This window comes from Escherichia coli DSM 30083 = JCM 1649 = ATCC 11775 (assembly GCF_003697165.2).
Classification (GTDB): Bacteria; Pseudomonadota; Gammaproteobacteria; order Enterobacterales; family Enterobacteriaceae; genus Escherichia; species Escherichia coli.
Genome location: NZ_CP033092.2, coordinates 41,927 through 64,377, shown reverse-complemented (window position 1 = coordinate 64,377; position 22,451 = coordinate 41,927). Strand labels below are relative to the sequence as shown.

At 51.4% G+C, this 22,451-nt stretch carries 17 protein-coding genes and 1 tRNA gene; 7 read left to right on the top strand and 11 right to left on the bottom strand.

The window, feature by feature from the left end; translation table 11 throughout:
- The first annotated feature begins 11 nt into the window (after positions 1-11).
- The 3 genes from spoT to recG are packed head-to-tail and all read left to right on the top strand — an operon-like array spanning position 12 to position 4,903.
- Complete coding sequence (spoT, locus tag EAS44_RS01095) at positions 12-2,120, top strand: bifunctional GTP diphosphokinase/guanosine-3',5'-bis pyrophosphate 3'-pyrophosphohydrolase (protein WP_000280473.1); 2,109 nt, start codon at positions 12-14, stop codon at positions 2,118-2,120.
- Between the two features lie 6 nt (positions 2,121-2,126).
- A complete protein-coding gene (gene trmH, locus EAS44_RS01090) occupies positions 2,127-2,816 on the top strand; it encodes a tRNA (guanosine(18)-2'-O)-methyltransferase TrmH (RefSeq protein WP_001070179.1) in 690 nt (229 codons plus the stop codon).
- 5 nt (positions 2,817-2,821) lie between these two features.
- The gene (gene recG / locus EAS44_RS01085; RefSeq protein WP_000678408.1) at positions 2,822-4,903 is read left to right on the top strand and encodes an ATP-dependent DNA helicase RecG; all 2,082 of its coding nucleotides are present in this window, start codon (positions 2,822-2,824) and stop codon (positions 4,901-4,903) included.
- Between the two features lie 33 nt (positions 4,904-4,936).
- On the opposite strand, the gene gltS is transcribed toward recG, so the two are convergent.
- On the bottom strand, positions 4,937-6,142 hold the full coding sequence (gltS, locus tag EAS44_RS01080) for a sodium/glutamate symporter (protein WP_000468826.1): 1,206 nt from the start codon (positions 6,140-6,142) through the stop codon (positions 4,937-4,939).
- Positions 6,143-6,421: 279 nt separating this feature from the next.
- Here gltS and xanP point away from each other — a divergent pair, with 279 nt between their 5' ends.
- A complete protein-coding gene (gene xanP, locus EAS44_RS01075; protein WP_001295238.1) occupies positions 6,422-7,813 on the top strand; it encodes a xanthine/proton symporter XanP in 1,392 nt (463 codons plus the stop codon).
- Positions 7,814-7,933: 120 nt separating this feature from the next.
- Positions 7,934-9,643 carry an AsmA family protein gene (yicH, locus tag EAS44_RS01070; RefSeq protein ID WP_000668610.1) on the top strand — a complete coding sequence of 570 codons (1,710 nt, stop codon included), beginning with the start codon at positions 7,934-7,936 and terminating at the stop codon, positions 9,641-9,643.
- Between the two features lie 43 nt (positions 9,644-9,686).
- Here yicH and EAS44_RS01065 read toward each other — a convergent pair whose 3' ends face one another.
- The 10 genes from EAS44_RS01065 to yicJ all read right to left on the bottom strand — a co-directional run bounded on the left by EAS44_RS01065 (position 9,687) and on the right by yicJ (position 20,635).
- The gene (locus EAS44_RS01065; RefSeq protein WP_001332278.1) at positions 9,687-10,367 is read right to left on the bottom strand and encodes a D-lyxose/D-mannose family sugar isomerase; all 681 of its coding nucleotides are present in this window, start codon (positions 10,365-10,367) and stop codon (positions 9,687-9,689) included.
- The gene (locus EAS44_RS01060; protein ID WP_000559088.1) at positions 10,348-11,280 is read right to left on the bottom strand and encodes an ROK family protein; all 933 of its coding nucleotides are present in this window, start codon (positions 11,278-11,280) and stop codon (positions 10,348-10,350) included. The genes EAS44_RS01065 and EAS44_RS01060 overlap by 20 nt, the downstream gene beginning before the upstream one ends.
- A 47-nt stretch (positions 11,281-11,327) precedes the next feature.
- On the bottom strand, positions 11,328-12,188 hold the full coding sequence (locus EAS44_RS01055; protein ID WP_000961378.1) for a ketose-bisphosphate aldolase: 861 nt from the start codon (positions 12,186-12,188) through the stop codon (positions 11,328-11,330).
- Positions 12,189-12,268: 80 nt separating this feature from the next.
- Positions 12,269-13,120 (bottom strand): class II fructose-bisphosphate aldolase, encoded by an 852-nt coding sequence (locus tag EAS44_RS01050; protein ID WP_000457124.1) that lies wholly within the window; start codon positions 13,118-13,120, stop codon positions 12,269-12,271.
- A gap of 11 nt (positions 13,121-13,131) precedes the next feature.
- Entirely contained in the window at positions 13,132-14,223 is a 1,092-nt protein-coding gene (locus EAS44_RS01045; protein ID WP_000662199.1) for a PTS fructose transporter subunit IIC, read from the bottom strand.
- 24 nt (positions 14,224-14,247) lie between these two features.
- Positions 14,248-14,562: a PTS fructose transporter subunit IIB gene (locus tag EAS44_RS01040; protein ID WP_001028073.1), complete on the bottom strand. Its 315-nt coding sequence runs from the start codon at positions 14,560-14,562 to the stop codon at positions 14,248-14,250.
- 17 nt (positions 14,563-14,579) lie between these two features.
- Positions 14,580-15,050 carry a PTS sugar transporter subunit IIA gene (locus tag EAS44_RS01035; protein ID WP_000355547.1) on the bottom strand — a complete coding sequence of 157 codons (471 nt, stop codon included), beginning with the start codon at positions 15,048-15,050 and terminating at the stop codon, positions 14,580-14,582.
- A 26-nt stretch (positions 15,051-15,076) separates the two neighbouring features.
- Entirely contained in the window at positions 15,077-16,630 is a 1,554-nt protein-coding gene (locus tag EAS44_RS01030) for a BglG family transcription antiterminator (RefSeq protein ID WP_001314234.1), read from the bottom strand.
- Between the two features lie 294 nt (positions 16,631-16,924).
- Positions 16,925-19,243 (bottom strand): alpha-xylosidase, encoded by a 2,319-nt coding sequence (gene yicI / locus EAS44_RS01025; RefSeq protein WP_000702905.1) that lies wholly within the window; start codon positions 19,241-19,243, stop codon positions 16,925-16,927.
- Positions 19,244-19,252: 9 nt separating this feature from the next.
- Positions 19,253-20,635 (bottom strand): glycoside-pentoside-hexuronide family transporter, encoded by a 1,383-nt coding sequence (gene yicJ / locus EAS44_RS01020; protein ID WP_000834420.1) that lies wholly within the window; start codon positions 20,633-20,635, stop codon positions 19,253-19,255.
- 292 nt (positions 20,636-20,927) lie between these two features.
- On the opposite strand from yicJ, the gene EAS44_RS01015 reads away from it, so the two are divergent.
- Together EAS44_RS01015 and EAS44_RS01010 are read left to right on the top strand one after the other, a co-directional pair.
- Positions 20,928-21,022 (top strand) — tRNA-Sec (locus tag EAS44_RS01015).
- A 52-nt stretch (positions 21,023-21,074) separates the two neighbouring features.
- Positions 21,075-22,112, top strand: a complete 1,038-nt coding sequence (locus EAS44_RS01010) for a virulence RhuM family protein (protein WP_001280586.1) — start codon at positions 21,075-21,077, stop codon at positions 22,110-22,112.
- Positions 22,113-22,451 lie beyond the last annotated feature (339 nt).

Below are 22,451 nucleotides of genomic sequence, written 5' to 3'. Positions count from 1 at the left end.
GCGGGTCGCCCTTGTATCTGTTTGAAAGCCTGAATCAGCTGATTCAAAACTACCTGCCGGAAGACCAAATCAAGCGTCTGCGGCAGGCGTATCTCGTTGCACGTGATGCTCACGAGGGGCAAACACGTTCAAGCGGTGAACCCTATATCACGCACCCGGTGGCGGTTGCCTGCATTCTGGCCGAGATGAAACTCGACTATGAAACGCTGATGGCGGCGCTGCTGCATGATGTGATTGAAGATACACCCGCCACCTACCAGGACATGGAACAGCTTTTTGGTAAAAGCGTCGCCGAGCTGGTAGAGGGGGTGTCGAAACTTGATAAACTCAAGTTCCGCGATAAGAAAGAGGCGCAGGCCGAAAACTTTCGCAAGATGATTATGGCGATGGTGCAGGATATCCGCGTCATTCTCATCAAACTTGCCGACCGTACCCACAACATGCGCACGCTGGGCTCACTTCGCCCGGACAAACGTCGCCGCATCGCCCGTGAAACTCTCGAAATATACAGCCCGCTGGCGCACCGTTTAGGTATCCACCACATTAAAACCGAACTCGAGGAGCTGGGTTTTGAGGCGCTGTATCCCAACCGTTATCGCGTAATCAAAGAAGTGGTGAAAGCCGCGCGCGGCAACCGTAAAGAGATGATCCAGAAGATTCTTTCTGAAATCGAAGGGCGTTTGCAGGAAGCGGGAATACCGTGCCGCGTCAGTGGTCGCGAAAAACATCTTTATTCGATTTACTGCAAAATGGTGCTCAAAGAGCAGCGTTTTCACTCAATCATGGACATCTACGCTTTCCGCGTGATCGTCAATGATTCTGACACCTGTTATCGCGTGCTGGGCCAGATGCACAGCCTGTACAAGCCGCGTCCGGGCCGCGTGAAAGACTATATCGCCATTCCAAAAGCGAACGGCTATCAGTCTTTGCACACCTCGATGATTGGCCCGCACGGCGTGCCGGTTGAGGTCCAGATCCGTACCGAAGATATGGATCAGATGGCGGAGATGGGTGTTGCCGCGCACTGGGCTTATAAAGAGCACGGCGAAACCAGCACTACCGCGCAAATACGCGCCCAGCGCTGGATGCAAAGCCTGCTGGAGCTGCAACAGAGTGCCGGTAGCTCGTTTGAATTTATCGAGAGCGTTAAATCCGATCTCTTCCCGGATGAGATTTACGTTTTCACACCAGAAGGGCGCATTGTCGAACTGCCTGCCGGTGCAACGCCCGTCGACTTCGCTTATGCGGTGCATACCGATATCGGCCATGCCTGCGTGGGCGCACGCGTCGACCGCCAGCCTTACCCGCTGTCGCAGCCGCTTACTAGCGGTCAAACCGTTGAAATCATTACCGCACCGGGTGCTCGCCCGAATGCCGCGTGGCTGAACTTTGTCGTCAGCTCGAAAGCGCGCGCCAAAATTCGTCAGTTGCTGAAAAACCTCAAGCGTGATGATTCTGTAAGCCTGGGCCGTCGTCTGCTCAACCATGCGTTGGGTGGTAGCCGTAAGCTCAATGAAATCCCGCAGGAAAATATTCAGCGCGAGCTGGACCGCATGAAGCTGGCAACGCTTGACGATCTGCTGGCAGAAATCGGCCTTGGTAACGCAATGAGCGTGGTGGTCGCGAAAAATCTGCAACATGGGGACGCCTCCATTCCACCGGCAACCCAAAGTCACGGACATCTGCCCATTAAAGGTGCCGATGGCGTGCTGATCACCTTTGCGAAATGCTGCCGCCCAATTCCTGGCGACCCGATTATCGCCCACGTCAGCCCCGGTAAAGGTCTGGTGATCCACCATGAATCCTGCCGTAACATCCGTGGCTACCAGAAAGAGCCAGAGAAGTTTATGGCTGTTGAATGGGATAAAGAGACGGCGCAGGAATTCATCACCGAAATCAAGGTGGAGATGTTCAATCATCAGGGCGCGCTGGCAAACCTGACGGCGGCAATTAACACCACGACCTCGAATATTCAAAGTTTGAATACGGAAGAGAAAGATGGTCGCGTCTATAGCGCCTTTATTCGTCTGACCGCCCGTGACCGTGTGCATCTGGCGAATATCATGCGCAAAATCCGCGTGATGCCAGACGTGATTAAAGTCACCCGAAACCGAAATTAATGTTTTATGAACCCAACACGTTATGCACGCATCTGCGAAATGCTCGCCAGGCGGCAGCCTGATCTGACCGTCTGCATGGAGCAGGTCCACAAACCTCATAACGTTTCTGCGATTATTCGTACCGCAGATGCCGTTGGCGTACATGAAGTTCATGCTGTCTGGCCTGGCAGCCGGATGCGCACCATGGCTTCGGCAGCTGCGGGTAGTAACAGCTGGGTACAGGTGAAAACGCACCGCACCATTGGCGATGCCGTCGCTCATCTGAAAGGCCAGGGCATGCAGATTCTGGCAACCCATCTTTCTGATAACGCTGTTGATTTCCGCGAAATTGATTACACTCGCCCGACCTGTATTTTGATGGGACAGGAGAAAACGGGCATCACGCAGGAAGCGTTGGCCCTGGCGGATCAGGATATCATCATTCCGATGATCGGCATGGTGCAGTCGCTGAATGTTTCCGTTGCCTCAGCCCTCATTCTTTACGAAGCCCAGCGCCAGCGGCAAAATGCGGGCATGTACCTGCGTGAAAACAGCATGTTGCCGGAAGCCGAGCAACAACGCCTGCTGTTTGAAGGCGGCTATCCGGTGCTGGCGAAAGTCGCAAAACGCAAAGGTCTGCCCTACCCCCACGTTAATCAGCAAGGCGAGATTGAAGCCGATGCTGACTGGTGGTCCACCATGCAGGCCGCAGGGTAAGCGCGATGAAAGGTCGCCTGTTAGATGCTGTCCCGCTCAGTTCCCTAACGGGCGTTGGCGCAGCGCTTAGTAACAAGCTGGCGAAAATCAACCTGCATACCGTACAGGATTTGCTCTTACACCTTCCTCTGCGCTACGAAGATCGCACACATCTCTACCCCATCGGTGAACTACTGCCGGGTGTTTATGCCACGGTGGAAGGCGAAGTGCTGAACTGCAATATCTCCTTCGGCGGTCGGCGGATGATGACCTGCCAGATCAGCGACGGTTCCGGCATTCTCACTATGCGCTTTTTCAACTTCAATGCGGCAATGAAAAATAGCCTGGCGACAGGCCGCCGCGTGCTGGCCTATGGCGAAGCAAAGCGCGGCAAATATGGTGCGGAGATGATCCACCCGGAATACCGCGTACAGGGCGATCTCAGCACGCCAGAGTTACAGGAAACGCTCACGCCGGTTTACCCAACTACGGAAGGCGTAAAGCAGGCTACGCTGCGTAAATTAACCGACCAGGCGCTGGATCTGCTCGACACATGCGCCATTGAAGAACTCCTGCCGCCGGAACTGTCACAAGGAATGATGACGCTACCGGAAGCGTTGCGCACTTTGCACCGCCCGCCGCCGACGCTACAGCTTAGCGATCTCGAAACCGGGCAGCATCCGGCACAACGCCGGCTGATTCTGGAAGAGTTGCTGGCGCACAACCTCAGCATGTTGGCGTTACGTGCCGGTGCACAACGTTTTCATGCTCAGCCGCTGAGCGCCAATGACGCGCTGAAAAATAAACTCCTCGCCGCCTTACCGTTCAAGCCAACGGGCGCACAGGCACGCGTAGTGGCGGAGATCGAGCGCGATATGGCGCTGGATGTGCCGATGATGCGTCTGGTGCAGGGCGATGTAGGTTCCGGTAAAACGCTGGTCGCTGCCCTCGCCGCGTTGCGTGCGGTTGCCCACGGCAAACAGGTGGCCCTGATGGCACCAACCGAATTACTCGCCGAGCAGCACGCCAATAACTTTCGTAACTGGTTTGCACCGCTCGGTATCGAAGTAGGCTGGCTCGCCGGAAAACAGAAAGGTAAAGCACGACTGGCTCAGCAAGAAGCCATCGCCAGCGGTCAGGTGCAGATGATTGTTGGTACGCACGCCATTTTCCAGGAACAGGTGCAGTTTAACGGCCTGGCGCTGGTGATTATCGACGAACAGCATCGTTTTGGCGTACATCAGCGTCTGGCGTTATGGGAGAAAGGCCAGCAGCAGGGCTTCCATCCGCATCAGTTGATCATGACCGCCACGCCCATCCCCCGCACGCTGGCGATGACTGCGTATGCCGATCTCGATACCTCGGTGATAGATGAGCTGCCACCAGGCCGCACGCCAGTGACTACGGTCGCTATTCCTGATACCCGCCGTACCGATATCATTGACCGCGTGCGCCACGCCTGTATGACTGAAGGGCGTCAGGCGTACTGGGTTTGTACGTTGATTGAAGAGTCGGAATTACTGGAAGCGCAGGCGGCGGAAGCGACCTGGGAAGAGTTGAAACTGGCGCTACCAGAGTTGAATGTTGGCCTGGTACACGGACGGATGAAACCCGCCGAGAAACAGGCGGTGATGGCGTCGTTTAAACAAGGTGAACTACACCTGCTGGTTGCCACTACTGTCATTGAAGTCGGTGTTGATGTACCCAATGCCAGTCTGATGATTATCGAAAACCCGGAGCGTCTGGGTCTGGCGCAGTTACACCAGTTACGTGGCCGCGTGGGTCGTGGCGCGGTGGCCTCTCACTGCGTGCTGCTCTACAAAACGCCGCTCTCCAAAACCGCGCAAATCCGCCTGCAGGTACTACGCGACAGCAACGATGGTTTTGTGATTGCACAGAAAGATCTGGAGATTCGCGGCCCTGGCGAATTGTTAGGTACACGTCAGACGGGGAATGCTGAATTTAAAGTGGCGGATTTACTGCGCGATCAGGCGATGATCCCGGAAGTTCAGCGCCTGGCGCGACATATTCACGAACGTTACCCACAACAGGCAAAAGCCCTGATAGAACGCTGGATGCCAGAAACAGAACGTTACTCGAATGCGTAAAAAGCGGCGGTGAGAAGACCGCCGCTTCATCGGTTAACCGGCAAAAATCGGCAACATCAAATACAGCTTAATCACCAGCGCATTGACGATATCGATAAAGAACGCACCGACCATCGGCACGACCAGGAACGCCATGTGCGACGGGCCAAAGCGTTCAGTGATCGCCTGCATGTTAGCGATTGCCGTTGGTGTCGCACCAAGGCCAAAGCCACAGTGACCCGCAGCCAGCACTGCCGCATCGTAGTTTTTGCCCATCATGCGCCAGGTAACGAAGATGGCATACAACGCCATGAAGATGGTCTGTACCACCAGAATCGCCAGCATCGGCAACGCCAGCGAAGCCAGCTCCCACAGTTTCAGCCCCATCAGCGCCATCGCCAGGAACAACGACAGGCTTACGTTACCCAGCACGGATACCGCTCGCTCAAAGACGCGGTAAAAGCCCATCATTGACAGACCGTTGCTCAGAATCACGCCAACAAATAGTACACAGACAAAGGTCGGTAGTTCAAAAGCAGTACCAGCCAAAAGTTGCGCAACAATTTTCCCCACCGTCAGGCAGATAGCAATCAGCGCGATAGTTTCAATCAGCACCAGCGAGGTGATCATGCGGCCCACATCCGGCTTCTCGAACGCAGTCGGAACTTCCTGATCATCCGGAATACCGTTCGGTGTGGTGGAGTGTTTCACCAGATAACGCGCCACCGGGCCACCGATCAGCCCGCCCAGCACCAAACCGAACGTTGCACAGGCCATCGCCACTTCTGTCGCATTGGTGAAGCCATAACGTTCAATGAACAATTTACTCCATGCAGCACCCGTACCGTGACCGCCCGAAAGCGTAATAGAACCGGCCAGCAGCCCCATCAGCGGATCAAGCCCTAACAGGCTAGCCATACCAATGCCAATGGCATTTTGCATCACCAACAGGCCAACAACCACAATCAGGAAAACCCCCACCACACGCCCACCAGCTCGCAGACTGGCAAGGTTGGCGTTCAGGCCAATGGTGGCGAAGAAAGCCAGCATCAACGGATCGCGCAGGGACATATCAAAGTTGACTTCCCAGCCCATGCTTTTTTTCAGTATCAGCAGCGCCAGCGCCACTAATAAACCACCCGCAACAGGTTCCGGTATGGTGTATTTTTTCAAAAAGGAGACGGAATGGACCAACTTGCGCCCGAGCAGCAACGTCAGCGTTGCGGCAACAAGCGTTGCTAAAGTATCGAGATGAAACATAGTTACTCCTTTGTGTCCGCATCACTCTTTCATACTCGTCATACTTCATCGCGCATTTGCAGTAAGGCGAAATATGACGAGTATCGAGTCATGCTTTCCTGGTTCGAATTCTTAGCTGAAACTAGAAAAATGGCATGGATTTTAAGCAGAAAACAACTAAAAGTTATATAAAAAAGTACATTTATCTCATTTAAATATTTAGATGAGGATGTGGCAAACGTTTGCTTTTCTCTTTCGGTCAGCTAAAATGCCCGCTTTGCTACCACGGGATTGTTTTCGATGTCTGTTTCCACCCTCGAGTCAGAAAATGCGCAACCGGTTGCGCAGACTCAAAACAGCGAACTGATTTACCGTCTTGAAGATCGTCCGCCGCTTCCTCAAACCCTGTTTGCCGCCTGTCAGCATTTGCTGGCGATGTTCGTTGCGGTGATCACGCCAGCGCTATTAATCTGCCAGGCGCTGGGTTTACCGGCACAAGACACGCAACACATTATTAGTATGTCGCTGTTTGCCTCCGGTGTGGCATCGATTATTCAAATTAAGGCCTGGGGTCCGGTTGGCTCCGGGTTGTTGTCTATTCAGGGCACCAGCTTCAACTTTGTTGCTCCGCTGATTATGGGCGGCACAGCGCTGAAGACCGGTGGTGCTGATGTTCCTACCATGATGGCAGCTTTGTTCGGCACGTTGATGCTGGCAAGTTGTACCGAGATGGTGATCTCCCGCGTTCTGCATCTGGCGCGCCGCATTATTACGCCGCTGGTTTCTGGCGTTGTGGTGATGATTATCGGCCTGTCGCTAATTCAGGTTGGGCTGACCTCCATTGGCGGCGGTTACGCAGCCATGAGCGATAACACCTTCGGCGCACCGAAAAATCTGCTGCTGGCAGGCGTGGTCTTAGCCTTAATTATCCTGCTTAACCGTCAACGTAACCCTTACTTACGCGTGGCCTCACTGGTGATTGCGATGGCGGCCGGATATGCGCTGGCGTGGTTTATGGGCATGTTGCCAGAAAGCAACGAACCGATGACACAAGAACTGATTATGGTGCCAACGCCGCTCTATTACGGTCTTGGCATTGAATGGAGTCTGCTGCTGCCGCTGATGCTGGTCTTTATGATCACTTCGCTGGAAACCATTGGCGATATCACGGCGACCTCTGACGTTTCCGAACAGCCAGTGTCCGGTCCGCTGTACATGAAACGCCTGAAAGGCGGCGTACTGGCAAACGGCCTGAACTCGTTTGTCTCGGCGGTATTTAATACCTTCCCGAACTCCTGCTTCGGGCAGAACAACGGGGTGATCCAGTTAACCGGTGTTGCCAGCCGCTATGTCGGTTTTGTCGTCGCGCTGATGTTGATCGTGCTGGGTCTGTTCCCGGCAGTGAGCGGTTTTGTACAACACATTCCAGAACCGGTTCTGGGCGGCGCAACGCTTGTAATGTTTGGCACCATCGCCGCCTCCGGTGTGCGTATCGTTTCTCGTGAGCCGCTGAACCGCCGGGCGATTCTGATTATCGCGCTGTCGCTGGCGGTCGGTCTGGGCGTGTCTCAGCAGCCGCTGATTTTGCAGTTTGCCCCTGAATGGCTGAAAAACCTACTCTCCTCCGGGATTGCCGCGGGCGGTATTACTGCCATCGTGCTGAATCTGATTTTCCCACCAGAAAAACAGTAATTCACTGGCGGCGGTAAGATAATTACCGCCGCAGTCTCACCTCTTTCACCATTCCCGCCTTGAGGATTGCGCGTAAATCGTGCATAACTCCCTTATGTGCATTTCACGGGATGGAAGACCATGAAATTTATTGGGAAGCTGCTTCTCTACATTCTCATCGCTCTGTTAGTGGTGATCGCTGGCCTCTATTTTCTTCTGCAAACTCGCTGGGGAGCAGAACATATCAGCGCATGGGTTTCCGAGAATAGCGACTATCATCTGGCCTTCGGGGCGATGGATCACCGTTTTTCCGCGCCATCTCATATCGTGCTGGAGAACGTCACGTTTGGCCGTGATGGCCAGCCCGCGACCCTGGTGGCAAAAAGTGTCGACATTGCGCTAAGCAGTCGGCAACTGACCGAACCACGCCATGTCGATACCATCCTGCTGGAAAACGGGACGCTGAATCTCACCGACCAGACCGCGCCGCTACCGTTTAAAGCCGATCGTCTGCAACTGCGTGATATGGCGTTTAATAGCCCGAATAGCGAATGGAAACTGAGCGCGCAGCGGGTAAATGGCGGCGTGGTTCCGTGGTCACCAGAAGCCGGTAAAGTGCTGGGTACGAAGGCACAGATTCAGTTTAGTGCCGGATCGCTTTCGCTCAATGATGTTCCTGCCACCAATGTACTGATTGAAGGCAGTATTGATAACGATCGCGTTACGCTGACTAACCTGGGTGCCGACATCGCCCGCGGGACATTAACCGGAAACGCGCAGCGTAACGCTGACGGCAGCTGGCAAGTGGAAAACCTGCGCATGGCGGATATCCGTCTACAAAGCGAAAAATCGCTAACCGACTTCTTTGCACCATTACGCTCTGTCCCGTCGTTGCAGATTGGTCGCCTGGAAGTCATCGACGCTCGTTTGCAAGGTCCGGACTGGGCGGTGGCCGACCTCGATCTCAGCTTGCGCAACATGACCTTCAGTAAAGATGACTGGCAGACACAGGAAGGTAAACTGTCGATGAACGCCAGCGAGTTTATTTATGGCTCGCTGCATTTATTTGATCCGATTATAAACGCGGAATTTTCCCCGCAGGGCGTAGCACTGCGCCAGTTCACCAGCCGCTGGGAAGGGGGTATGGTCAGAACGTCAGGAAACTGGCAACGCGACGGGAAAACGCTGATCCTCGATGATGCGGCAATTGCCGGACTGGAATATACCTTGCCCAAAAACTGGCAACAGTTGTGGATGGAAACGACACCCGGTTGGTTAAACAGCCTGCAACTGAAGAGATTTAGCGCCAGCCGCAATCTGATCATTGATATCGACCCTGACTTCCCGTGGCAGCTCACCGCGCTCGATGGTTACGGTGCCAATCTGACGCTGGTTACCGATCATAAATGGGGCGTCTGGAGTGGCTCGGCGAATCTGAATGCCGCCGCCGCAACGTTTAATCGTGTTGATGTCCGTCGTCCGTCGCTGGCGCTAACTGCCAACAGCAGCACGGTGAATATCAGCGAACTGAGTGCATTTACTGAAAAAGGCATTCTGGAAGCCACCGCCAGTGTTTCACAAACGCCACAACGTCAGACCCATATCAGCCTGAATGGACGCGGTGTGCCGGTGAATATTTTGCAACATTGGGGATGGCCTGAATTACCGTTGACTGGCGACGGCAATATTCAGCTTACCGCCAGTGGCGATATTCAGGTCAATGTCCCGCTGAAACCTACGGTTAGCGGGCAATTGCATGCCGTGAATGCCGCAAAGCAGCAAGTGACTCAAACCATGAATGCGGGCGTAGTTTCCAGTGGTGAAGTTACGTCGACGGAGCCGGTGCAGTAAAAATAAGGACGCTAGCGGATATCAGCGCTAGCGTTCCCCGTTATTAGCGCAAAATTCCATACTCACCGCACAATAACCATTTCACCGGTTCATCTTCTTCTATCGCCGGAAAACGTCCTCCCGGCTCAAGAAAATAATTATCGTGTTGGTCATCATTTACCATCGAGATTTCCCAGCCGAGAACAAACGCTTTTTCCGCCCAGAAGCGATGATACAGACGCGGCGGCAGGCAAATGCCCTGCCCCGGCTTTAGCACCAGCGTTTCACCAGGTTTCATGGTACGCCGCTGACCATCAACACTCACGGTAATGACTCGTTGATCATCACAGAGATTGGCTTCGTTGGCCCAGGCCAACCGCATGCATAAGTCTCCACCGCCCCGATTGAGGATATCTTCCATTTTGTGGGTGTGAAAATGCCAGGGAGTCTGCTGATCTTGTTGGATCTGCAACATTTTCTCAGCATACGGTTTTGGATATGCCGCCGACCCCAGCGCGCCGTTGCGCATCGTTAGCAGTGTTAGTCCCGTTTGGTTGAAATCACCACGACCAAAATCGGTGATATCCCAACCGAGCTGTAAGTCGACCACTTCTTGCCAGTTATCCCGTTCCCGCTGCAGCCAGTCATCCACCGTAAAATAGGCGAACTCTGGCAAACAAACGCGGAAGGTCTGCGCAATGGCATGTGCTTTATCAATAACATAATTAATTTGTGAACGTTTCATTGGCTTCTCCGTTGCGCATAGCAAGCCAGGCAGCGCCACGCATTCCGCTACTGTCGCCGTGCTGTGCTTTTACAATGGGAGTGGTGAATTGATCGGTGAAAACCAGTGGAGCGACTTCTGCGTTCAGATCGGTGATAAGCAGTTCCACATTCGAAAGCCCGCCGCCGATCACAATCACGCCAGGGTCAACAACATTAACGATGGTTGCCAGCGTGCGGGCAAGCTGTTGGCGAAAACGTGCCACCTGCTGCATGGCACAAGCATCACCACGTTGTGCCAGGGTGACAATCGCCGCAGGAGTGAGCAAGTTACCAGTCATCTGTTGATAGCGTTCACTAAAACCGCTGCCGGAAACAAACGACTCCACGCAGTTGTGTTTGCCGCAATAGCAACTGACTGATGGACCATCTTCCTGCTCCGTATAGCCTGGCAACGTGATATGACCGCATTCGGCAGCATTTCCCCAGGCCCCTATAAACGGTCGTTGCTTGATGGCAATGCCACCGCCGCAGCCCGTACCAAGCGTAATACCAAATACCACGTCATAATCTTGCCCGGCACCGTCGCAAGCTTCTGATAGCGCGAAACAGTTACCATCATTGGCTATCACCACCGGTTGCCCAAGCAATTGCTGCAAATCAGCCTGTAACGCATGACCGTTAATCACCTGAATATTCGCGTTTTTAATCAGGCCAGTGAGTGGCGAGATACTGCCGGGTAAGGCGATCCCTGTCAGCATCGGTCGTTGAACGTCCCGCCTAATCTGCTCGATAAGCGCCACAACGCATGAGACAAATTGTTGATATGTCGACTTTTGCGTCGGGCAGCGGTAACGGCGAATCTCCCAGCCATGCGCATCCATGACAACGGCGGCGATTTTGGTCCCACCAATATCCAACCCCAGATAGTGCATATCTCGTTCCTTGTTGCGTAAAAGGCGGGTCACCCCGCCCTTCTGGCTTAGTACAGTGATGCTTTACCGAGCGAACCGAACAGTTTCATTTTGTGGCGAATGACTTCCCGCGCCGCGTTAATCGCATCCGGATAGATGACGTTCGGGTCCCACCAGCTCTCTTTAGCGAGAATTTCACGCACTTTCTGGAAATAGGCGTATTTCATATCGCTGGAGATATTGATTTTGCCGACGCCGAGCGTAACTGATTCAGCAATCTCCGCGTCCGGGTTTGCCGAACCACCGTGTAGCACCAGCGGAATATCAATACGTCCGGCAATGTCGCGCAAAATGTCCATTTGCAGCTTCGGCTGCATCCCTTTTGGATAGATGCCATGCGCTGTACCAATCGCCACAGCCAGTGTGTCGGCACCTGTACGAGCAATAAAATCGGCGGCCTGCGCCGGATCTGTGTAGGTCACTTGTGAAACACCACCTTCTACCGACGTTCCTGTTTGTCCGATGGTTCCCAGTTCACCCTCAACCGACACGCCAACCGCGTGAGCGAGGCGAACCACTTCTGCGGTCAGCGCCACGTTTTCTTCATACGGCAGCAGCGAACCGTCGATCATTACTGAGGTAAATCCGCAGCGAATCGCACGCAAAACATGCTCTACAGAGGCACCATGATCGAGGTGCAGTACAAACGGGACCGGACTACGCTGGGTAATTTCGCGAACGTGAGCGAAAAAGGCATCGCCCACAAAATCATGTTCGCTGGGATGGATGGCAATAATCGCCGGAGTATTTGTCGCTTCTGCTTCATCCACGACTGCGCGAAGGAAACAGTTATCCGCCACATTAAATGCGCCAATGGCAAAGCCGTGCTGGCGGGTAGGTTGCAGTAATTCTTTCATCGAAACTAACATGTTAAATCTCCAGTTTCAGCGTGTAGTCCGCCCTGCCGGTGCGTTATTGCACTGGCATAAAGGCCATGACAGAAAATGAATCAGGCTTTGCCGATAGAGCCGCTCGCCTGTAAATACGGTGTAATCGCTTCTTCGAAGGCCAGTTCCATAGCTTTCAGCGCGTCCACCAGTTCAATGGATATATCGTGACAGAGGGTATGCAGGAGCGCGGATTTCCCCCGTTCAAAAATGGCCGCCCCCACGTTGATTTTTGCTACCCCCAGCGTCGTACAGAGCTGGAGCTGATCGAACGGCGTACCGCTACCGCCATGTAATGCCAGAGGCACGCTCGAGCAGCGCGAAATCTCCGCCAGACGCTGAAAATCAATAGCAGGTACAACGCCAGGCGCGTACATGCCGTGCGCCGTGCCTACCGAGACGGCCAGTAGATCAATGCCTGTCTGCGCGATAAACGGTTCCACATCAGTGGGTTGCGTCATCAGGTCTGCATTGGCGGCCTGGTCGTAACGCGGCGCATCTGCCAGATGGCCCAGTTCGCCTTCCACGCAGAGCTGCGCGCTGGCGGCGAGTTCCACCACCGCCCTGGTCTGGCGCACGTTTTCCTCCAGGGGAAAAGCAGAAGCATCAATCATTAATCCGCTGAAACCAGCACGAAACGCCTGACGAATACAGTCCGGATTTTTGCCATGATCAAGCGCCAGAGCGACCGGTACTGAGGCAGATTCCGCGAGCGTTTTAACCACTGCCGCCGCGACGGGTGCAGGAAAATGCGCCAGATGCCCCTGATAGAGATTGAGAATGATCGGAGCGCGATTCTTCTCCGCCACGCGGATAGCTGCGTGAGCACTTTCCAGATTCATACAGTTGATCGCCAGCAAGGCGTAATGTTCATGCCAGGCTTTCATCACCATACTTTTCATATCGGCAAACATAGGGCCTCCGGTTATTCGAGGGTGAAAGTGATCTCTTCATCTTTCAGCTTTTGATCGCTCAGTTCGTCAAACTCTTCGTCGCGTTCCGTTACCGGTTTCTTCCAGAGTGAAAGCATCACGCCACAAATCACCGTGCCTATACCCAGCGCCAGGCAAAACAGCAGAGGATGGGTGAACAGAGGCACAACAAACATGCCGCCATGCGGAACCGGACTCTCCACGCCCCACACCATGATTAAGCCGCCCGCGACCGCCGATGCCACCACACAAGATCCCACTACTCGCAGCAGGTCACGCGCGGCGATCGGAATGACTCCTTCAGTGATCATGCAGATCCCCATCGGAAACGCGGCTTTCAGCGCCTCGCGCTCCGCACGGGTGTATTTATGGCGTGTCAGTAAGAACGAAAGTGTGATGCCAAACGGAGGGATGATTGAGCCGACAAATTTCACGGCTTCTGGTCCGTAGACGCCACTGACCAGCAAGCCATCGGAAAACAGCGACATGGTTTTGTTGACCGGACCACCGAAATCGAAGGTTGCCATCGCGCCAAGTATGGCCCCCATCAGGAAGCGCGATCCGCCCTGCATCGACTCGAGCAAATGAATCAGTGCTTCTTGTAACCAGGCGATGGGTTTACCAATCAGCGTCATCATTAACAGCCCACCGATAATGGTGCTTAATACCGGCAACACCATGATTGGCATGAGTCCTTGCATCGACTGCGGCAGGCGGATATAGCGTTTAAGTAGCAAAATGGTGTAGCCCACCAGGAAACCACCCAACATACCGCCAATAAATCCGGTATGGATTTGCCCACAGAGAAAGCCGACAATCAGGCCCGGGGCAAATCCGGGACGATCGGCAATAGAATAGGCAATTGCCGCGCTAATCAGCGGCACAATCAGCCCCATTCCCCAGCCGCCAATCTGATTAAGCATCCACGGGATTGTTCCTGTTTTTTCACCAACATCTGTACCGCCAAGAACTTGCCCCAACGCAATACATATCCCGGCGGCCACAATAAGGGGTATCATCCACGAGATGCCGGTTAATAAATGTTTTTTAATTTCCTGTGAAACCGGAATTTTATTTTCTTTCATATTAAGATCCCTCCAGTATAAGGATCATTTGTTTCCCAGTGATTTTTCGACCTTTTCAAGAAATTGAACGGGCGATTTAATGACGATCTCTGTCTTTACTCGCACAATACGTTTATTGGTGAAGCGTTCTTCTCCTTTTATTTTCACATCTACAGCAAGAATCACGACGTCAGCAGCAGAGATATCTGCCGCCTGTAATTCATTTTCTGTACCAATGGTTCCCTGGGTTTCAACTTTAATGGTATGGCCCAGAGCTTTTGCTCCTTTGATTAACTTTTCACGAGCAATATAGGTATGAGCAATACCCGCCGTACAGGCGGCAACACAGACAATATTCATGACATACTCCCTGTTATTTAGAAGACATCGGATTGTGCATACTGACTAAAGAGATCAATGATTTTTTGCGGACTCGTCTCAACTAACAATTGTTCTATGATGTCATCATCCGCCAGCGCGCCCGCGACCTGGGAAAGTAAACGGATATGGGTGGTATTTTGATCTTCAAGACGTACCGCAAATAAAATAATACAGCGCACGCTACTGCCATCCAGCGTTTCCCAGGGAATATCCTGGCGGGTACGGCCAATTGCCAGCGTAGTATTAATCACAGCTGAAGATTTACCATGCGGGATCGCAATATGATTTTCAAAACCAGTCGAGCCTTCCGCTTCGCGCTGCCAGACATCTTTAATAAAGGTTTCCCGACAATCGATCGCACCATCTTTTTTGAGAAGATTAGTTAATTCTTCAATCGCCTCCGCTTTATTCGTCGCTTGCATATCTAAAATAACGCGATTCGTATTCAGGATTTTTGTTATGTCCATTCGTCATACCTCATAAAATTCTGACATTAAATTTCAACGACCCGAGACGTCGCATGATGTAATTTTTCCGTAATCACCATTTCAGTGACCCGCTTAATATCGGCATCATTAAAAAAAGCGGTAACATAAGCGACCGGCATAGTGACTGTAGGCAAATTAATGGTCGAAATAATCAGTTCGATATTGTCAGGCAAAACCTGTGATAAATTCGCTGCTGAAATAACATCAACAATCGTCCATTCAGGAAATGCTCGCAGAATACGGCTTTTCAGTAGATGCGAAGTTCCGATTCCGGTTGAACAGACCAGTAATACACGTTTACGGGCAATTTGCCGCTCCATCGCAGCCTGAAAATGAACGGTCAGGTAACCCACTTCATCCTCGCTCACTGCATTCTCACCCCAGGTTTTAAATACCTGATTCACCACATATTGCGTCAACCGCCAGACATCCGCTAATTCTGCTTTAATATCTTCCAGCAATGGATTACGGATATGAATGCGATAATTTAGACGGTTAATCAGCGGCTTAATATGCACCAATAAGCCATCATATAATGCGCTGTCTTCACTAAAATCGCAGTCCACGATGTCACTGAATACCGTAATTAAACGCCAGGTAATCAGACGCGCTTCATTGCTGGCCTGCATATGTGAAATAATGCTAACATCTTTTTGTCCATCAATCGCCACACCTGATGAAATGATATATTGATAAATAAACCAGACTTCATCATCGGGCAATGTATGTGCAATTCGTTGTTCTATCTTATGAATCATCTGACTGGCAACATTAAAGATATTTTCATCATATTGTCTGGTTTGATCTTCTTCTCTTGATAACGCATTCCCGTGCGTGTTGCGATACATCATAATAAGGATGTGAGTAAAAATGTTAACGTAATAAGGTTCTCCCAAAGACCAACTTAATTCATTTTCCATATCCAGTAACAATGACTGGACAAATAACACCTCTTCTTCTCCAAAATAATGGACTAATGCTTTATAGCTTCCGGGATCCAGACGTGAATACACGACACCTTGCGGCTCATTATGGTTAATAATGCCGTTAATCAGTAATGCCATTGCCTGTCGGACTTGCCCTTCACTACCTTCAATATGCGTACCACTTGGACTGCGGATCAACGATAACCCCAACGGCGCAAGCCAGGACTCAATTACTCTCAGGTCATTAACAATAGAGGCTCCGCTGATAAAGTAGCGTTCTGACAATTTACTGATCGACGTTTCATTCGGTGTTTCACTTAATAACTGCGACGCTATTTTAACGCGCCTGGCATTATTCATTACACCATCAATCTCTTCACATTCTGCCACCAACAAATGATCAAGATGCAGCAAATCAGCAATATTCTCCGCACTTAACATCACACCCGCGCCAGCACGCTTCTCAACATTTATTCTCCATTGTCCCAGCCATTGCTCAAGTAAACGTAAATCACGTTGAATGGTTTTTTCCGAAACATTTAAATAGCCGGCAATCGTAACAATAGTCGTATATTCCCTTCGAGGTAAAAGGAATCGTAATAATCTGTTTTGTCGCGAGGTAATCATTTGCATTTTTTACCCTTATCACAGATTAAGAAGCCCCATATGGAAGAGCTTCAGTTGCCATCTCTGAGGGTAAATATAAAGCAGAATAATTTCACAACAATACTAAAATCTGTCCGTAATCCGGACAGTGATAAAACAAAGCAAGGCGGTTAAGGGATATTTTTCAACACAGATCACATTTTCGTGATGAATAATCGTGATCATGCTCGCAAATACGATGGAAGAAATATTTATTACCAGATGTGAGATTATTTACCGGATACGACACAAAACCATTCGTATCCGGCATTCTTCAATAGATTACAACGTAATTGTCAGCGCATTCCCTTGAGGAGTCACCACCAGTCCCTGCTCACTTTCAGCCTGCGAACCGCCTTGCAGACCATTTACTTTCACAATATTGCGCAAGCACAGTGTCCAGTTCTTCGCCTCGCCCGTACCAGTCACAGTAATCGTGTTGCCAGTACGTGCTGCTTTTAAAGTAAAGATCACCGAACCGTCAGCATCGGGCACTTCACAGACGGCTTCATGCCCGTCTTGCAGATTAAAGAGGTGGAATGCCGTACCTTCGTGCCACGCGTAATCGGGACGTTGATCGTTGTTGCCCAGCGCCAGTAGGGTGCTATCACGCACATAAACGGGCAGACTCAGGAAGCTGTGCTGCTGTTTATGCCAGCGACTACCGTCGAGTTCATCGTTGTGCCACAGGTGTGTCCAGCGACCTTCCGGCAGGTAGAACTGCACATCGCCCGCTTCTGTGAACACAGGCGCAACCATCACGTTGTCGCCTAACATATATTGACGGTCAAGGTAATCACAAGCCGGATCGTCCGGGAACTCCATCATCATGGCCCGCATCATCGGCGTACCCCGGGCGTTTGCACGTGCAGCTTCACGATACAGATACGGCATCATGCGGCATTTCAGTTGCGTGAAGAAGCGCACCACATCACAGGACTCATCATCGTAGGCCCACGGCACACGATAAGATTTGCTGCCATGTAAACGGCTATGGCTGGAAAGCAAACCAAACGCGCACCAGCGTTTGTAAACGTGCGCCGGAGCGGTATTTTCAAAGCCGCCGATATCGTGGCTCCAGAAGCCAAAACCTGAAAGGCCAATAGACAAACCACCGCGCAGGCTTTCCGCCATTGATTCGTAGTTAGCGTAACAGTCGCCACCCCAGTGTACCGGAAATTTCTGCGCACCAACGGAGGCCGAGCGGGCAAACAAGACGGCTTCTTCCTCACCAACGGTGTCCTTGAGCACGTTCCACACCAGTTCGTTGTAGATGTACGCATAATGGTTATGCATTTTCTGCGGATCGGAACCATCAAACCACTGAACATCGGTTGGAATACGTTCGCCAAAGTCGGTCTTAAAGCAATCAACGCCCATCGCGACCAGACCTTTCAGTTTGTCGGCGTACCATTTGCAGGCATCCGGATTGGTAAAGTCATAAATCGCCAGACCTGGCTGCCATTTATCCCACTGCCACAGCGAACCGTCCGGGCGTTTGAGTAAATAACCTTTCTCTTGTAACTCTTTAAAGACGGGGGATTTTTGCCCAATATAGGGGTTAATCCAGACGCAGATTTTCAGCCCTTTCGCTTTCAGACGGCGGATCATCCCTTCCGGGTCCGGAAAAGTCAGCGGGTCCCACTCAAAATCGCACCACTGGAAGGCTTTCATCCAGAAACAGTCAAAGTGGAAAACATGCAGCGGCAGATTGCGTTCCGCCATACCATCGATAAAGCTGTTTACCGTCGCTTCGTCGTAGTTGGTGGTAAATGAAGTGGTTAGCCACAGACCGAAGGACCACGCGGGCGGCAGCGCCGGACGGCCAGTAAAACGGGTATAACGATCAAGTACCGCTTTCGGCGTCGGGCCGTCGATAACAAAGTATTCGAGATATTCACTCTCAACGCTGAACTGTACTTTGGAGACTTTCTCTGATCCCACTTCAAAAGAGACGCATTGAGGATGATTGACCAGTACCCCATAACCACGGTTAGTCATATAAAACGGGATATTTTTATACGCCTGTTCAGTACTTGTGCCGCCGTCCCGGTTCCAGGTTTCTACCGTCTGACCATTGCGCACCAGGGCAGTAAAGCGCTCTCCCAGGCCGTAAACTGTTTCGCCAACGCCAAGATCAAGCCGTTCAAACATATAATTCCGTTGATTATTCGTGTCCTGCACGTAGCCGTTATTTTTCACCTGACTACCGGTAATACGTTCGCCGTTGCGCAGAAAATCCAGTGACCAGAACTCACCTTTGCTGACACGCGCACTTAAGTTGCCACTTTTAAACTCAGCGTAACGTTCTGTGTTTTCGATAGTGACCTTCACGTCCTGCAAAATATTGAGCGGGTAATGAGGACCGTTATTCAGCGCCCCCTGAAAATGCTCAATCCGTACACCGACAATACCTTCCTGTGGGGAGAAAAAGCGCAGCGTAAATAAAGGCGTATCAAGCTGCCAGGTACGTTCACGCACATCACGAGGGGCAGCATAGACCACCATTTCATTATCCTGCTGTTCAACCTCGAACACCTGAAGCGGGTGAATCAAATTGAGGCCAGGTTGAATCAACCAGTTTCCGTCGCTAATTTTCATTGCCGTTCCTTAGTTCTGCACTTCTTGAGAGGTGAATTGTTGCTGGCAACGGCGTTTGCCCTGCGCCAGCTGTTCCATAACGGTTTTCAGATTGTGCGTCGTGAGCGAGTAGTAGCGTTTAGCGATAATCGCGCTCAGCAAGTAACAGATCGCCGGAACAATCGTGAATAGCGCGATAATGATGCTAATTGTGACGCTGTTCTGCGCTTTTTCTGCCGCATCATATCCGCCATAAGCCAGCATCCAGCCGATAAGGGCACCACCGAAGGCCAACCCCAGTTTGAGCACAAACAGCGTGCCAGCAAAACTGATCCCGGTCAGGCGTTTACCATTGCACCACTCGCCGTAGTCGACGGTATCGGACATCATTACCCACTGGATAGGTGTCACCAGTTGATGCAACACACCAATCACGAAGATGAAGACAAACATGGTGATGCTGGCCTGCATAGGAACAAAGAACATCGCGAGGCTAATCACTGCCAGCAGGGCGTTCGTCCACCAGAAGATAGTGACTTTACATTTCCAGTCGGTCAGCGGTTTCGCCAGTGCGGAACCAATCAGGTTACCCACGCAATAAGTGGTGAGAAAAGCGACAAATACTTCCGGCGTGCCCAAAATCCATGTGACGTAATACATCATCGCCCCACCGCGTACGCACACCGCCAGGATATTGAAAATGGTCAGGAAACCGACAATACGCCACTGGTCGTTTTGCCAGATATCACGTAAATCATCCCGCATAGACGTCGTTGTAGGTGGTGCTTCAACGCGTTCTTTAGTGGTGAAGAAACAGAATGCCAGCATCATAAATGCCACCACGGAAAGGACCGCGATACCGCCCTGGAAACCGAGTGGTTTATTATCACCACCAATTAAATTAACCAGTGGCATCATCAGAACAGTAGAGAGCATGCCTCCCGCGGTCGCCAGCACAAAACGCCAGGATTGCAGCGAGATACGCTGAGTCGGGTCATTGGTGATTACACCACCCAATGCGCAGTAAGGGATATTGACGATGGTATAAAGTAAGGTAAGTAGGGTGTAAGTAATTGCTGCATAAATCATTTTTCCGTTCATACTGAGATCTGGCGTGCTATAGGCCAGTACACAGACGATCCCGAATGGCAGTGCGCCAAACAGCACCCACGGCCGAAATTTACCCCAGCGAGAGCGCGTTCGATCGGCCAACAACCCCATGCAAGGATCGGAAATCGCATCCAGTGCACGAGCGACCAAAAACATGGTTCCGACAAATCCGGCAGGAATGCCAAAAATATCGGTATAAAAGAACATCATATATAACATTACGTTATCGAAAATAATGTGGCTGGCGGCGTCTCCCATGCCATAACCAATTTTCTCTTTAACGGACAACACTTCACTCTTCATCTGCTTTTCCTTGATGCTATAGGGGTGCTGAGACCGATAACGCATTTTGTAAACCATCCCTGCGAGAGCGAATATTCCGATATCTGGTTATTAATTTATGATTCTTGTTTTATGTGATCGTGGTAGCGTTAATTTCGCTCATATATCATTGTAAAATATGAGTTTTATATGAACTATAATGCTTTTGTGATAATACGCTGCGTGTATTAGGCGGAAAAAACTGATCTGGGGGATGTAGAAACTCAAGGAAGTAGCTATAATGCGCCCCGCCTCCATGTAGCAATCGAGGCGCGGAAGATCGTCGTCTCCGGTGAGGCGGCTGGACTTCAAATCCAGTTGGGGCCGCCAGCGGTCCCGGGCAGGTTCGACTCCTGTGATCTTCCGCCAAAATGCCTCTCCTGAACTCTCCCGACGTCAACAACACTCCTTCGGAGGCGACATGTCAGACAAAGACTTAACCCAGCCCCCAGCAGGCGAGTTTATTATGTTTGCCAGCGGTGACGGAAGAGTGCGTGTTGAATGTCGCTTTGAGTCAGACACAATCTGGTTATCCCAGGCGGCAATGGCTGAACTGTACGATAAAGATGTTCGCACTATTAACGAACATTTAATCAATATATTTTCCGAAGGTGAACTTGTTCAAAACTCAACCATCCGGAAATTCCGGATAGTTCGCCAGGAAGGAAAACGTCAGGTTTCCAGAGAGATAGACCATTACAACCTCGAAGCCATTCTCGCTGTCGGCTATCGCGTTCGCTCGCCTCGAGGCACGCAATTCCGCCAGTGGGCAACGCAGACGCTTCAGGAATACCTGATCAAAGGTTTTGTGATGGACGATGAGCGGCTGAAGAATCCGCCTGTCGGTTCATCGGTTGTGCCCGACTATTTTGATGAGATGCTTGAACGCATCCGCGATATTCGCGCCAGCGAGCGTCGGGTATATTTGCGGGTGCGGGAGATCTTTGCTTTAGCTGCCGACTATCAGCCATCGCTTAAAGAAACCACGCAATTTTTTCAAACCATCCAGAATAAACTGCATTTTGCCTGTACCGGGCATACCGCTGCGGAACTCATCCACAAACGAGCAGATGCCAGCCAGCCGCACATGGGCTTGACCAGTTATAAAGGTGAAGAGGTACGTAAGGGCGACGTGACGGTGGCAAAAAATTATCTCACCCAGGATGAGGTCAGCGAACTTAATCGCGTGGTTAATATGTGGCTGGACTTTGCCGAGGATCAGGCCCGTCGTCGTCAGCAAGTCTTTTTGCGCGACTGGCAGGATAAGCTGGATCAGTTCCTGCAATTTAACGACCGAGAGGTTCTACAGGGCGCTGGTAAAATCAGCAAGAAAATGGCCGATGAAAAAGCGCAGGCGGAGTATGTTCAGTTTGCCGAACAACAACGGCGCTTAAAAGAAGCCGAAGGCGAGAAGGATATCGCTGGTTTGCTACAGTGGAATAAAGAGTCGAAAAAGTAGCCCGGAATCCCCCCAAACGCCATACGCAAAACCATTTGGGGGTACTTATGGGGTTACTCATTTATCAAATTCAAAATATAAACATTAAATCAATAACTTAACCATCAAATGCGACTCCTGTGATCGCCAAAATGCCTCTTCAGTGATCCCCATCCTGCTTATTTCTGAGCAACCTGACCCTGCTGATGTATCTGGTAGTATGACAGAGTGATTCGTTTTTCTTGCCGAGTGTACGAAAACGTCTTCCTTGCCACCGACTATCAACCGTCACTCAAAAAAACCTCTCTTTTTTTCAAGCTATCAAGAATAAGTTGCATTTTATCTGCACCGGACACCAGC

What these genes read in the sequence shown, in the direction of transcription:
- trmH (WP_001070179.1), top strand. Translation starts at nt 2,127, where the DNA reads ATGAACCCAACACGTTATGCACGCATCTGCGAAATGCTCGCCAGGCGG.
- recG (WP_000678408.1), top strand. Translation starts at nt 2,822, where the DNA reads ATGAAAGGTCGCCTGTTAGATGCTGTCCCGCTCAGTTCCCTAACGGGC.
- gltS (WP_000468826.1), bottom strand. Translation starts at nt 6,142, where the DNA reads ATGTTTCATCTCGATACTTTAGCAACGCTTGTTGCCGCAACGCTGACG.
- xanP (WP_001295238.1), top strand. Translation starts at nt 6,422, where the DNA reads ATGTCTGTTTCCACCCTCGAGTCAGAAAATGCGCAACCGGTTGCGCAG.
- yicH (WP_000668610.1), top strand. Translation starts at nt 7,934, where the DNA reads ATGAAATTTATTGGGAAGCTGCTTCTCTACATTCTCATCGCTCTGTTA.
- EAS44_RS01065 (WP_001332278.1), bottom strand. Translation starts at nt 10,367, where the DNA reads ATGAAACGTTCACAAATTAATTATGTTATTGATAAAGCACATGCCATT.
- EAS44_RS01060 (WP_000559088.1), bottom strand. Translation starts at nt 11,280, where the DNA reads ATGCACTATCTGGGGTTGGATATTGGTGGGACCAAAATCGCCGCCGTT.
- EAS44_RS01055 (WP_000961378.1), bottom strand. Translation starts at nt 12,188, where the DNA reads ATGTTAGTTTCGATGAAAGAATTACTGCAACCTACCCGCCAGCACGGC.
- EAS44_RS01050 (WP_000457124.1), bottom strand. Translation starts at nt 13,120, where the DNA reads ATGTTTGCCGATATGAAAAGTATGGTGATGAAAGCCTGGCATGAACAT.
- EAS44_RS01045 (WP_000662199.1), bottom strand. Translation starts at nt 14,223, where the DNA reads ATGAAAGAAAATAAAATTCCGGTTTCACAGGAAATTAAAAAACATTTA.
- EAS44_RS01040 (WP_001028073.1), bottom strand. Translation starts at nt 14,562, where the DNA reads ATGAATATTGTCTGTGTTGCCGCCTGTACGGCGGGTATTGCTCATACC.
- EAS44_RS01035 (WP_000355547.1), bottom strand. Translation starts at nt 15,050, where the DNA reads ATGGACATAACAAAAATCCTGAATACGAATCGCGTTATTTTAGATATG.
- EAS44_RS01030 (WP_001314234.1), bottom strand. Translation starts at nt 16,630, where the DNA reads ATGCAAATGATTACCTCGCGACAAAACAGATTATTACGATTCCTTTTA.
- yicI (WP_000702905.1), bottom strand. Translation starts at nt 19,243, where the DNA reads ATGAAAATTAGCGACGGAAACTGGTTGATTCAACCTGGCCTCAATTTG.
- yicJ (WP_000834420.1), bottom strand. Translation starts at nt 20,635, where the DNA reads ATGAAGAGTGAAGTGTTGTCCGTTAAAGAGAAAATTGGTTATGGCATG.
- EAS44_RS01010 (WP_001280586.1), top strand. Translation starts at nt 21,075, where the DNA reads ATGTCAGACAAAGACTTAACCCAGCCCCCAGCAGGCGAGTTTATTATG.